Below are 13,423 nucleotides of genomic sequence, written 5' to 3' on the forward strand. Positions count from 1 at the left end.
TTCTAATCTTCGACTGAATATCCATTACCTTCATTAACCGGTAAACCTTTTTATGGTTGACCTCGAACCCTTCTTCCTTAAGGGCGGTCACCATTCTAGGGTAGCCAAACTCCTTGTGTTTGAGATGAATGGAAAGCATCTGGTCCATTAAGTCCTGATCGAGTTCCTTTTTCTTTTCGCGGACTTCAATTGTTTTAACCCATTTGTAATAGCCCGACCTCTGTACCTCAGCAATTTCAGTTAACCATTTGACGGGGTATGTCCCTTTAAGCTCATGAATAATCTCAAACCTTAGTGCTTTTTTGATTTCACCTCCCCGTGAAGATTTGGATACTGCTTTTTTAGGTAGTCAACCTGAGCCTTATAATAATCCCGTTCTTGTTCTATATTTTCGAACTTTGTTTTTGGTCGTCCTATAAGGGGATTATCAGTAGAAGAAAGTTTTCCCCTTTGATCGGTAAGCTGATTGCCTTCCTCATACTTTTTTACCCAAGTTTTTAATGGGGTTGGGCTAGGCAATCCTAACTCCTTAGAGAGAGTCAGATAGCTACCATCACCATTTATATATCTTTCAACTGCTAAACGCCTGAATTCCTCTGTATAGGATTGAAATTTTGTCCCCTTTTTAGCCATAAAAAATCCCCTCCAAGTAGTAGTGTATCATTCCCGCCAAATTAGCGGGCTTTTTTACACTGTCTACTTAAAGGGGATAATATCACCGGTCTTTTCAATAAAAAACTTTTTTTAAAGAAATGTGTTGAAGTGTTTTAGGGACTTTATTTCGTTTTTCGATAATATTTGGGTCTAATAATTCTTTTCCTTCTTTTTGCCCACAATTTAAGCATGTATGAGAATGAGCATTAACACTAAACATATTAATCCCATCTTCAAAGGTAAAGGCATTATGTTCTTGGCAATCAACTAACAGATGATAACTAATCTTCGATTCCCTCATTGCTCTCAACCCTTTCTACACCTTGTTCTTAATTCTATTATAATAGGAAATCGTTATGAATAGTTGTGTTAAAATTTAGAATTTTCTCTATTAATTGATTGGAAGAATCATGCTGACTTTAGTTCCGACGCCTTCTTTACTTTCAATCGAAATGGATCCATTGTATTTCATAATTAAACGCTTGGCAATCGATAATCCTAAACCCGTTCCTCCATTTTCTCGGCCACGTGCTTTATCTACTCGATAAAAACGATTGAATACTTCCGGAATATGTTCACTAGATATGCCAATTCCACTGTCGATAACAGATAACAATATTTCACGTCCTTTTTGATGAGCAGAAATCCAGATTGTTTTATTTTCGTGTGAATACTTGATCGAATTATCGATGAGAATAATCAGGATTTGTTCTAAATGCTGCTCAGAGATGGCAGCCTTAGAAATTGGCTGTTCTATTTCAAAATTAAACTGGTACTCTGGATGAACAATTTCAATATTTTTAATCAAGTGCTGTAATACAGCAGAGATATCCGCTTTATCCCCACTTTTTACACGTGGGTTTTCTGCACGTGTTAATAGTAGTAAATCATTTATTAGTTTTTTTAACCTAGATAGTTCTTGTAAGGAGGCATCAAGGGATTCATCAAGAATCGTTGGATCCTTTTTCCCCCAGCGATTCAATAACGACAGGTGCCCTTCAAGGATTGAAACGGGAGTCCGCAATTCATGGGAAGCGTCCTCTACAAATTGTTTTTGCTTCATGAATGACTTTTCGATTTCATCCATCATTTCATTAAAAACGTTTGTAAGGTCTGTTAATTCGTCCTTATGCACGTATAATTCCATTCTTCCTTGAAAACCATTTTCTTTTATCCGTTTCATGGCTCGTGCCAAATCCCTGACTGGTTTTAACAGCTGCCTAGAAAGAAAAAAACCGCTAATAGCACTAAAAAGTATCGCTGCTGACCCAAATATCGTCATGACCCAAAAGAGGTTACTCATCATTTTATGATAGTTATTTAATTGCCGAACAATCTCTAGGGTTCCTTTAAACTTTGGACTCAATAAGGGGTATCTCGCAACAATAGCTTCATGACCTTCGATGGACACTCGTTCAGTCGTTCTTTTATTTGCAGGAGTTGGCTCTAACACTGAAAAGTCTCCATTTTTATCAGAAACAAGCAGTTCCCCCTTTTGATTGTACACCCTGATTAACTGATCTTTATCGTTCATTTTTCTTAAAAAGACTTCACTATGTTCTATATCCTGTTGGGATAAAGGGCCTGGCTTAACTTTATAAAAGGCAGCAATATCTGTGATGGTTCTATTTATGGCAATTTCTTCTCGGTTCAGCATCCATTTTGATACGGTATGATATTCCAGAAGGCTAAACAAGAAAAAAGTTAGAAAAATGGCCGTTGAACTGCTTAAGACTAATTTAGTCTGCCAGGGAAGCCGTTTTAAAAAATAGCCTATTTTCTTTTTCATCTCATAACATATCCTGTGCCGCGCACTGTTTGAATAAAGCTTGCCTCATTTTGATCATCAATTTTATTTCTCAGATAGCGCACGTAAACATCCACAACATTTGTTTCTACCCCGGTACTATAACCCCAAACTTTATTTAATAGTACTTCTCTTGTTAGAACGATATTAATATTGCTCATGAAAATCACTAAAAGGTCATATTCGCGTTTGGTTAAACCAATCACCTTATCGCCTTTTTTAACCACACAGGATTCCAGTTCAACTACAATATCCTTAAACGTAATCGTTGTTAATTCTGTTGTTCCTAATGCCTCAACCCTTCGAAACAAGGACCTCAATCTGGCTAACAATTCCTCAATCGCAAATGGTTTAACAATGTAGTCATCTGCCCCGCTATCAAGGCCGGAGACACGGTCAAGAACACTATCCCTTGCAGTAATCATAATGATTGGCAGGGTCTTATTTGCCTGTCTGATCCTGCGACAGACCTCAAGACCATTTAATTCCGGCAGCATTAAATCAAGCAGGATGGCGTCCCAGGTTTCAGTAAGGGCCAATTGCAACCCGCTACGGCCATCTGATGCAACTTTTGTTTCATAGCCTTCATAATTCAATTCAAGCTCAATAAATCTGGCTAAGTTTTTTTCATCTTCTATGATTAATAATTTAGGCATACTTCCACGCTCACAATGTATTTTCTTTTATTTTAACTGATGTTTGTCATGAAAAAAATTAATTACTGCATGTACAATTTCTATCGACTGGTATGACATAAGAGAAAGTGCGGTTATTGAAAAGAAGCCAACAATGACAAAACGAACCCAAGGCATCTTGCATTCCTCCTTTTTCATCAATCTAAGACATAAGCTATAATTGAACCTATTATAGCGCTGAAAAAGGAAAGCAGTATGAAAAGAAAATGAGAATCTAATAAAAATATATGTTGTTTTGAGCGCAATTCAACAGCAAAATGATAAAGAAAAGCACACGCTCGAAACGTGTGCTGACGATTGGGAACCCTCATTTTGGTTATGCTTGTTCTTAGCAGCAAGAAAGAAGCAGACATAAGCAAAATGAACTTAAATAATCAAAATTATTCACAAGCCGGTTCCCAAAGATTATTCATACAAGCAAATCATACAAGAGAAATCATAAAGATAAATGAAAATATCATTAAAAATAGATTAGAATTGATTATTTAGAACAAGCTGAGGTCTTACCGATAGCTCTTTTAACTTTGTTGTAATTTTATCCGCAGCGTCAATCGGGTCTTCGGCAAAAATATCAAAAAATTCTCCTTCGTAATCCTGTCTTGCATGATCATAGCGAGGGTCATAATAGTGTTCAAGTAAAATTTGAATCATTTCAGGATAATTCTGATCCTCTAATGTTTGCATAAGTCCTTTTTTAATATCATTATCTTTTATCCTTCTTAACACCTTTTCTAAACTAACAGAAATTTTTTCCAGATACCAAGGCTGATCCTTAAATGGAAGCACATATTCGGTAACGAGCTGCCGAACTCGCTGCTCTATTGGTGAATGAAGGTAAATGTTAATACCTTTAAACTTACTGGTCATTAATTCCTCCGGCTGAACAGCTTTGCCAATTCGCTTGCTTTCTGCCTCAACTAGAAAATAGTCCGAACCATGGATTTCTTGTAAACCTTTAAAAAGAAGAGCGTCGAAGGTTTTTTGGTTATATCCATCACCAAGACCAATAGTACCAAAAATCGAACCTCTATGGCCGGCCATTTCTTCAAGATCCAAAACAGCATATCCCTTCTGTTTTAGAATTTTCAAAACCTCCGTCTTGCCGACTCCAGTCAATCCATGCAACACAATAGCTTGGCTTGGCAGCATCGTTGGCAATTTCTCAAGGATATAATTACGATAGGATTTATATCCGCCAACCAAACGCCATGAATAAAGGCCGGCGAATTCTAAAAACGTTACGACTGCCTTGCTGCGCATTCCGCCGCGCCAGCAATGGATAATCAGCTCTCCGTCCTTATTAAAGGATTTAATCGTTTGAAGTAAATAGGGTATTTTGGGAGATACAAGCTCCATCGCTCTCCATTTTGCAGCTGCCTGTCCTACTTGTTTATAAATTGTCCCTATTTCTTGGCGTTCTTCGTCAGTAAATAAAGGCACATTGATTGCTCCAGGAATAGCACCATCGTTAAACTCAATTGGCGAGCGTATATCAATGATGATCGGATTCTTCATCGTCATAAGTTCTTCAACAGTTATTTCCTTCATAGATACTACACTCCCTGTAAAATAAATATCAAAACAAACAAAAACTTCCTCAATGGGAAGTTTCGTACAAATGTTTGTTAGCAAGTAAAAAATTCTTATATAATACGAGTATAATCATATTATAAGGGAGATAATCATTGCTATCAAGATTTTCAAAATTCCTGTTAGCATTTAACACTTTTTCCTATCTAATTTTTGATCCTTGCTTAAAAACAGACATTAATTTTTCCATTTCCTCTAGATCATTTTTTTCAAACAACTCCACTATTTTACTTCCGACAATAACACCATCACAATTAGCTGTTAATTCTAATGCCTGTTGTTCATTAGAAACTCCAAATCCAGCCAAAACAGGAATCGGACTAACTTCTTTCACCTGTTTTAAAAATTGATACAGCTCATTGTCGTATTCATTTCTCGTTCCTGTAATTCCCTTTATTGTTACAGAATATAAAAATCCCCTTCCCTTACTAGCAATCGTTCTTATCCTTTCGATTGGAGTTGTAAGGGTAACAAGACGAATTAATTCCACATGTGCATCCTCAAGCTGGGGTGCAATAAGCTCCTCTTCTTCCACAGGCAGGTCCGGAATTATACATGCGTCTACGCCGGCATTACTAATATCACGGACAAATTCGCTGATTCCATAACAGTAAATGGGATTTAAGTAGGTCATAAGGATAATCGGGACCGTAACTACCTTTCTCGCTTTTTCAATTTCAGCAATAATCCCTTTTAAGGTTGTTCCTTTTTCCAGCGCTCTAATTCCTGCCTGTTGAATCGTAGGCCCATCGGCTACCGGGTCAGAAAAAGGGACTCCTACTTCTATGGCAGTTGCTCCATATTTTTCTAGTAAAACCAGACGGTCTACTAAACAGGCCAGTCCGCCGTCTCCTGCCATTAAATAAGGAACGAACGCTTTTCCTTGTTCTTTTTTTAATAATGTAAAAGTTTGTTCGATTCGATTCATGATTATTTCTCCCCCTCAAGCCTGTTTTTCACAGCATCCACATCTTTATCACCGCGTCCAGACAAGCAGATAACAATACTTTCTGTTGTATCCATTTCAGCTGCAAGTTTTATAGCAAAGGCAACCGCATGGGAACTTTCAAGCGCCGGTATGATTCCCTCCATTTTCGATAATAGTTGGAAAGCGTCAAGTGCCTCTTTATCGGTAATAGATTGATAGTTTGCTCGTCCGATATCTTTTAAATAGCTGTGTTCTGGTCCTACACCAGGATAATCAAGACCCGCTGAAATCGAATGGGCTTCTTGAATCTGACCATTCTGATCCTGCAATAAATACATTAAAGATCCATGCAATACGCCTGGTTTACCTTTTGTTAAGGAAGCAGCATGATATTCTGTATCAACACCTCTTCCTGCTGCTTCTACGCCATAAAGCTTGACTTCCTCATTCTCAATAAACGGATGGAACATGCCCATTGCATTACTCCCGCCGCCAATACAGGCAACAACTGCATCAGGAAGCTTTCCTTCGAGCTTATGAAATTGTTCTTTTGTTTCTTTGCCGATTACACTTTGAAAATCCCTAACCATCTGCGGGAATGGGTGCGGCCCCATTACAGACCCTAATAAATAGTGAGTATCATCCACATTGGCAACCCAGTACCTTAAGGCTTCGTTCACAGCATCTTTTAAGGTTGCACTGCCAGATGTAACACTTACTACCTTTGCACCCAGCAATTCCATTCGAAACACATTTAGAGCCTGCCTTTTGATATCTTCCTCCCCCATAAAGATGATGCAATCAAGATTTAATAAGGCACAAACCGTTGCCGTTGCCACACCATGCTGCCCGGCTCCCGTTTCCGCGACAATCTTTCTTTTCCCCATTCGTACAGCAAGAAGTGCCTGACCAATTGCATTGTTAATCTTATGTGCACCCGTATGATTTAAATCCTCTCGTTTTAGAAAAATCCTTGCTCCTCCAGCATACTTTGTAAGATTTTCGGCAAAGTATAATGGGGTTTCTCTTCCAACGTAATCCTTTAATAATCTTTGAATTTCAGCGTGAAAGCTAGGGTCCTTCTTTGCATCGTCATATGCCTCACCAAGCTCAATGACTGCCTTCATGAGTGTTTCTGGTACAAATCTTCCGCCGAATATGCCAAAATGGCCTTTTTCATTTGGTAATGTATATGTGTTCATTTTGTATTCCCTCCAATTAAGCTTCCTTTTACCTTTTCAATAAATGTTTTTATCTTCTGGATATCTTTTTTTCCATCCGTTTCGACTCCAGAGCTCACATCAACCATAAAGGGTTGAATAATATGGATGGCCTCTTCTACATTGCCTGCATGCAACCCCCCGGCGAGAATAACCGGTTTACGATTTAGTAGACTTAAATTTACTTCGTTCCAATTAAAAGCAGTGCCATTTCCACCTCGATATTTTCCTTTTGGACTGTCTAGTAACAAATAGTCACTCGGAAAATTCTTATAGGTTTCTAAGTTCTCATTTCCCTGAAAGCTAATGGCTTTGATTACTGGTAATGATAGTGATTCGCTAAAAGAAGCTGTTTCATCACCGTGTAATTGGATATGTGTAAGGCCAACAATAGACGCAATTCTTTCTATTTCTTCCTTCGATTCATTAACAAATACCCCAACCTTAAACACTTCTTTAGGTAAGAAGGAAGCTATTTCCTTTGCCTTATCAATCGAAACCTTCCTTTTACTTTCTGCAAATACAAACCCAATGGCATCTGCACCAAATTGGGAGGCCGCAATCCCTGTTTCCACATCGGATATCCCGCAAATTTTTACTTTCATCTCCGTGCACCTTCTTTCAGAGGTAAGCGAAAATTCAAAAAGGATTGTTTTACATCTGCACTTTTCATGAAAGCCTCCCCGACTAAGACCCCATTTGCACCTGCATTTCTTACCCGTTCCACATCTTCTTGATAGTGGATTCCACTTTCACTTATAAGATAGGCACCCGCATCTCTTACAACTTTTGCTAATTTCTCTGTAACTTCAAGCGAGACATGAAAGGTTTTTAAGTCGCGATTATTTACGCCAATAAGCCTGGCACCAGTTTTCAGGGCCGTTTCCAGTTCCTCGAGATTATGAACCTCCACCAATACTTCCAGCCCTATGCCCTTTGCGTATTGAAAAAGTTCAATCAATTTAAATTCGTCTAATGCTGCAACAATCAGCAAAACAATGTCTGCGCCGTGAGCTGCAGCAAAATCAATTTGAATTTGATCAATAATAAAGTCTTTACATAGAATTGGCAGGTTCACAGTGTTTCGAACCGCCAGCAAATCAGAAAATGAACCTTTAAAAAAGGTTTGATCTGTCAGGACAGAAATCGCGGAAGCGCCATATTCTTCATATAGACCAGCCTGAATAGCTGGTGGAATAGTATCGTTAATAATTCCTTTAGAAGGTGAGGCCCGCTTAAATTCAGATATAATGGATATTTCTTCAGCTGTTTGCAGCTTTTGAATAAACGACCTTTTCTGGCGGACAACGGGATGCAATGTCTGTTTCCCTTCAAGGAGTTTGGGAATATCCTTTTTCTTTTGAGCAATAATTTTATCTAAAATTGTTTCCACTTAAATCGCCTCTTTCTTACCGGATGCTTGGGATTTTTCAATTAAGCTAGTTAATTTTTCATAAGCTGCACCGGTATCAATGATTTCCCTGGCTGTTTGAATTCCGTCCTTAATGGAATTTGCTTTGCCCGCTGTAAAAATCCCCATTCCTGCATTAAGCAATACCGTATCACGATAAGCACCTTTTTCACCTTTTAACACTTTGATTAAAATTTCGGCATTATCTTTTGAATCTCCACCTTTAATACAGCTATTATCATATTGCGGGAGATTTACCTCTTCAGGATGGAAAGATTGGTAGGTTATGATTCCATCCTCTAAAAGAGTGAGATGGTTTTCTCCTTGCAGGGAAGCTTCGTCCATAAATCCTGCCCCATTAATGACAATGGCTCGCTTACGGCCTAACTTCTTTAGGACATCGGCAAACACATTTAATAAGTCTCTTCGATACACACCGAGCAATTGATAGTCTAAATCAATCGGATTTGTCAGCGGCCCGATAAAATTAAACACTGTTGGTATTTTCAATTGTTTTCGAACGGTCATTACTTTTTTCAATTTTGGATGGACGTTCGGCGCAAATAAAAAGGATAATCCGATTTCTTGAAGAATTTCCTCTGTTCTTTCTGCTGGCAGATTTAAATTCACCCCTAAGTACTCTAAAACATCGGCACTTCCAGTCTTGCTCGAAACACTTCTATTTCCATGTTTGGCAACAGGGATTCCGGCACCAGCAATTACAAAAGCAGAGGTTGTGCTGACATTAAAACTTGAGGAACCATCCCCCCCTGTTCCGCAATTATCAATAACACCCGGCAATCTCTTTTTAAAGGTAAGGGTATTGGCCTTCATGGCTTTAACAATACCCGTAATTTCCTCAACTGTTTCTCCCTTGGATTTCAACCCCATTAGAAAGGCAGCGATTTCTGATTCTGAAACTTCTTCACCCAAGATGAAATCGACTGCTTCTTTCATCTGGCTTTCAGAAAATGATTCACGCTCAGCTAACTGGAGTAAATAATTCTTCATTTGTCCTCATCCTTTCGATCTCAAGTAAAAAGTTTTTCAATATTTGTTTTCCAGCCGGCGTTCCAATTGACTCGGGATGGAACTGCAGACCATATACTGGATAATTTCGATGCTTTATCGCCATAATTTCTTGGTCTTCACTTGACTCTGCAACACTTTCGAGGACTTCAGGCATACTGCTTTTCTCAATAATCAAGGAGTGATAGCGCATGACTTCCAATATGTCAGGAAGATCTTTAAAAACCCCTTCACCATTGTGCGAAATGATGGATGTTTTACCATGTTTGATTAATTCTGCCCTTTGAATTTTCCCTCCAAAAGCCGCTCCAATCGCCTGATGGCCAAGGCAGATTCCTAAGATTGGGAACTGATTATAATAGGTTTTAATCACTTCAATACAAATTCCGGCATCCTCAGGTTTACCTGGTCCAGGTGAGAGGATTATTGCTTTAGGTTTTAATTCTTTAATTTTGTCAACGGTTAGCTGGTTGTTTCTAACTACCTCAACCTCTTCCCCGATTTCACCTAAATACTGATAAAGGTTGTATGTGAAGGAGTCAAAGTTATCAATCAGTAAAATCATTTCTCACCCTCCAAAAAGGAATTTAATTTATTTAACGTTTCTTGGTATTCTGATTCCGGGTTAGAGTCGTACACAATCCCTGCACCAGCTTGAATATAGGCATTGCCCTCCTTTAAAACCATCGTTCTGATGGCCAAGGCAAAATCCATATCCCCGTTAGCTGATACATAACCAATCGCACCTGAATATAGGCCTCTTTTTGACTTTTCCAAGGAGTTAATGATCTCCATTGCCCTAACCTTAGGAGCACCTGAAACAGTCCCCGCCGGTAAGCACGCTGCCAAGGCATCTATTGCAGTTTTATTCGAATTTAGAACCCCGCTCACTTCTGAGACCAAGTGCATTACATGACGGTATTTTTCAACTGCCATATACTTATCAACTTGAACGGTACCAAAATCGCAAATTTTTCCAAGATCATTTCGGCCAAGATCGACCAGCATCTTATGTTCAGCTAATTCTTTTTCATCACTTTTTAACTCTTCTTCAATTAATAAATCCTCATCATTGTTTCTGCCTCGTCTTTTTGTACCTGCAATAGGATTGGAAATGACCTTATTCCCCCTTGTTTTTATCAAGCTCTCCGGTGATGATCCAATTACGGTATAGGCCGCAAAATCGATGTAGAACATATACGGAGTTGGATTATGTGCTCGATGCTTCCGGTAAAGGGATAAAGGGTCTCCGGCAAAGGCTGACTTCATTCTTCTCGAAAGGACCACTTGAAAGATATCACCTGCTAAAATATGCTCTTTTGCTATTTCAACATTTTTGAGAAAGACCTCTCGACTTGTTTCAGAATCAAATCCAGAAAATTGAAAGGGCTCCTCATTTTGATAGAAGGTAGGTTTTTTTAGTTCCTCAATCCTCTGATTTATCCGTATTTCTATTTCTGTTATCTGATTTTCTTCAGAAAGCTGGCATCCGCAAATCATTACCTTTTCTTCAAGATGGTCAAAAACGATAACTTCTTCATAAAACATTAAGTGGACATCCGGCATTTCCATTCCATTTGGGAATTCATCTCCAATAACTTCATACTGTCGGATTATGTCGTATCCTACATATCCAACTGCTCCTCCAATAAACGGAAATGGCAGCTCTTCCAGGCTTTTATTCGGTAATAACTCTTTTAAAACCTCAATTGGATTTCCCTGCACTACTTTTTTTTCACCAACCCGATTGAAAATTTCATTAGAATCCCCTTTAGAAATAAGCTCAAAGGCTGGATCTGCACCAATAAAGGAATATCGGCCAGAGTCATTGTATTTATGAGAACTTTCCAACAAGAATTTTTTGTTACCGCTAATTTTTTGTAAAATCGATATCGGTGTAAGAGTATCTCCTTTTATTTCTTGTACGATATATTTGGATTTTGTTGTCATATTATAGCTCCCTTCTGAATAAAAAAAATCGCCCTCTATATGCGCAGGGAAAAATTGCGCATATAGAGGACGATTCTCGGACCGTGGTGCCACCTCCATTTGAAGCAGAACCAACCTGCTTCCTCTTTCGGATACAGAATAATTTCATTCGATATCCTATCCTTTTAACGGTGGAATTCCGTGCATCCCTACTTTTGGTTCAAGATGCCTCTCACAAGTCCATTCCACAAATCCTTTCTTATCGGGCTCTCACCATCCCCGACTCTCTGGAAAGAAACAAAAATGTGTACTCCTCTTGCTCATCGATATTTCTATATTGATTTGTAAATACAAAAAGGCCTTCCATCCAAAAAAGGACGGAAGACCCGTGGTGCCACCTTCATTAGCTAAAAATTAGCTCTCTTTACCGATATCGAAGCAAAAAGCTTTAATATCTGTCTCTTGTAACGATGAGATCTTCGCCAAAGCCTACTGACCAATCAAGGAGGTTCGGTTTGGAGGCTCGGAAGTCCATTCCCTTAAACGTCAACACTGATTTACACCAACCATCAGCTCTCTTTAAGAATCCGTTAAAGGTACTATTCTTCGTCAATGCCTTACGTTCATATTATTGTTTATTATATTATTACAGTTAATCCATCATTGTCAAGGATAAATTTTTTTAATCTTCGAAATCATCTTTAAAATATTTAAATCAACTTCCATTTAAAGGATTAGTTTTTTAAAACCGATTAAGTGAATATTAACAGTAGAAAATAATTTAAGGCGGGATCGAAGATTAATGGAACATATTGAACAGTTAGGCCAAAATCCGCGAGCTGAAAAAAAGAAACAGTCTCGGGCAGGGCAAAAGAGGTCCAATGAGGTTTCAAGCCAAAAGTGGGCCATTGTCTCGCTATCTTCCATTCCTTTAGTGATGACCTTGGGAAATTCGATGCTAATTCCAGTTTTGCCAACTATGGAAAAAAAATTATCGATTTCTTCTTTTCAAACCAGTATGATCATTACGGTATATTCTATTGTTGCTATTTTTTTAATCCCAGTTGCCGGATATTTGTCTGATCATATTGGCAGAAAAAAGGTCATTATTCCAAGTCTTATCATCGCCGGGATTGGCGGACTGCTATCAGGCTGGGCCGCTTGGAAATTAGATAATCCATATTGGCTGATTTTAATTGGGCGTGCACTTCAGGGTGTGGGTGCCGCCGGAGCAGCTCCAATTGTCATGCCGCTCGTCGGCGATATGTTTAAGAATGATGACGATGTCAGCTGTACACTTGGTTTAATTGAAACCTCCAACACCTTTGGAAAAGTTTTAAGTCCGATTCTGGGGGCATTTTTAGCTGGATTTATTTGGTTTTTACCTTTCTTCTCTTTTCCAGTTTTTTGTGGTATTTCTGTGTTAATGATGATTTTTCTTGTTAAATGTCCCAAAAAATCTGATAAACCAGTCCCATTTAAGGATTTTTTTATTAATGTCAAGAAAACTTTTACGGAAAAAGGTCGTTGGCTTTATGCCATCTTTTTTATTGGCGGCATTCTCATGCTCGTTCTATTTGGGATACTTTTCTACCTTTCTGAAATATTCGAAACGAAATATGGAATAAAGGATATCAAAAAAGGCTTCTTTTTAGCATTACCACTTGGGGCACTTTGTTTATCATCCTTTATAAGCGGCAAGGTAATAAAAAAAAATAAAGTATTAATGAAATGGTTAACCTTTGGTGGAATGGTTGCTGCGGCATTCTCCATCGCTGCCCTCTGGTTTTCGATTAAGCTTTGGTACATGCTTACGATGTTCTTGATTAGCGGGGTAGGAATCGGGATTGGACTCCCCTGTCTTGATGCTTTAATAACCGAGGGTGTTGAGAAGGAAGAGCGCGGAACTATTACTTCCATTTACAGTTCAATGAGGTTTATCGGAGTAGCGGCTGGACCTCCGATTATTGCTTTGTTTATGAAGCATTCAAACCACTGGATTTTTATCCTTCTTAGCAGTTTAAGTATTTTGGCTGCCTTGGTCGCTTTGAAAGCCATTAAACCGAAAGAGAGCTGAGGAATATGTCCTCAGCTCTTCTTTATAATTCATAATTCATTGGCTCTTTTATACTAGTTGTTGATTTGCGCTCCTAGCGCGAG

General features: G+C 38.6%; 15 protein-coding genes and 2 other annotated features. Of the genes, 1 reads left to right on the forward strand and 14 read right to left on the reverse strand.

Annotated features, from left to right (window positions below):
* The 14 genes from LC455_RS31935 to trpE form a co-directional block, all read right to left on the reverse strand.
* The coding region (locus LC455_RS31935) for an IS3 family transposase (protein ID WP_369075762.1) at positions 1-307 on the reverse strand (307 nt) is incomplete at its 3' end.
* Positions 292-633: a transposase gene (locus LC455_RS19235; RefSeq protein ID WP_223593156.1), complete on the reverse strand. Its 342-nt coding sequence runs from the start codon at positions 631-633 to the stop codon at positions 292-294. The genes LC455_RS19235 and LC455_RS31935, both read right to left, overlap by 16 nt.
* A gap of 94 nt (positions 634-727) precedes the next feature.
* Entirely contained in the window at positions 728-955 is a 228-nt protein-coding gene (locus tag LC455_RS19240; protein ID WP_223593157.1) for a hypothetical protein, read from the reverse strand.
* 90 nt (positions 956-1,045) lie between these two features.
* A complete protein-coding gene (locus LC455_RS19245; RefSeq protein WP_223593158.1) occupies positions 1,046-2,443 on the reverse strand; it encodes a HAMP domain-containing sensor histidine kinase in 1,398 nt (465 codons plus the stop codon).
* On the reverse strand, positions 2,440-3,117 hold the full coding sequence (locus tag LC455_RS19250) for a response regulator transcription factor (protein ID WP_223593159.1): 678 nt from the start codon (positions 3,115-3,117) through the stop codon (positions 2,440-2,442). Before LC455_RS19250 ends, LC455_RS19245 begins: the two co-directional genes overlap by 4 nt.
* Positions 3,118-3,144: 27 nt before the next feature.
* Positions 3,145-3,273, reverse strand: coding sequence for a hypothetical protein (locus LC455_RS31485; RefSeq protein WP_263297843.1), 129 nt, complete (start codon positions 3,271-3,273; stop codon positions 3,145-3,147).
* 354 nt (positions 3,274-3,627) lie between these two features.
* Positions 3,628-4,704, reverse strand: coding sequence for a tRNA 2-selenouridine(34) synthase MnmH (gene mnmH, locus LC455_RS19255; RefSeq protein ID WP_223593160.1), 1,077 nt, complete (start codon positions 4,702-4,704; stop codon positions 3,628-3,630).
* Between the two features lie 184 nt (positions 4,705-4,888).
* A complete protein-coding gene (gene trpA / locus LC455_RS19260; RefSeq protein WP_223593161.1) occupies positions 4,889-5,674 on the reverse strand; it encodes a tryptophan synthase subunit alpha in 786 nt (261 codons plus the stop codon).
* Between the two features lie 2 nt (positions 5,675-5,676).
* Positions 5,677-6,876, reverse strand: coding sequence for a tryptophan synthase subunit beta (gene trpB / locus LC455_RS19265; protein ID WP_223593162.1), 1,200 nt, complete (start codon positions 6,874-6,876; stop codon positions 5,677-5,679).
* A complete protein-coding gene (locus LC455_RS19270; RefSeq protein WP_223593163.1) occupies positions 6,873-7,499 on the reverse strand; it encodes a phosphoribosylanthranilate isomerase in 627 nt (208 codons plus the stop codon). The genes trpB and LC455_RS19270 overlap by 4 nt, the downstream gene beginning before the upstream one ends.
* A complete protein-coding gene (gene trpC / locus LC455_RS19275; protein ID WP_223593165.1) occupies positions 7,496-8,287 on the reverse strand; it encodes an indole-3-glycerol phosphate synthase TrpC in 792 nt (263 codons plus the stop codon). Before trpC ends, LC455_RS19270 begins: the two co-directional genes overlap by 4 nt.
* Positions 8,288-9,316, reverse strand: coding sequence for an anthranilate phosphoribosyltransferase (gene trpD / locus LC455_RS19280; protein WP_223593166.1), 1,029 nt, complete (start codon positions 9,314-9,316; stop codon positions 8,288-8,290).
* Positions 9,288-9,899: an anthranilate synthase component II gene (locus tag LC455_RS19285; protein WP_223593168.1), complete on the reverse strand. Its 612-nt coding sequence runs from the start codon at positions 9,897-9,899 to the stop codon at positions 9,288-9,290. Before LC455_RS19285 ends, trpD begins: the two co-directional genes overlap by 29 nt.
* Positions 9,896-11,284 (reverse strand): anthranilate synthase component I, encoded by a 1,389-nt coding sequence (gene trpE / locus LC455_RS19290; protein ID WP_223593170.1) that lies wholly within the window; start codon positions 11,282-11,284, stop codon positions 9,896-9,898. The genes LC455_RS19285 and trpE overlap by 4 nt, the downstream gene beginning before the upstream one ends.
* A gap of 62 nt (positions 11,285-11,346) precedes the next feature.
* Positions 11,347-11,596 (reverse strand) — a binding site (T-box leader).
* 37 nt (positions 11,597-11,633) lie between these two features.
* Positions 11,634-11,885: a binding site (T-box leader), on the reverse strand.
* Between the two features lie 180 nt (positions 11,886-12,065).
* Between trpE and LC455_RS19295 the strand changes: the two genes are divergently transcribed.
* A complete protein-coding gene (locus LC455_RS19295; protein ID WP_223593171.1) occupies positions 12,066-13,340 on the forward strand; it encodes an MFS transporter in 1,275 nt (424 codons plus the stop codon).
* The last annotated feature ends 83 nt before the right edge of the window (positions 13,341-13,423 follow it).

Source organism: Neobacillus bataviensis (assembly GCF_019969725.1).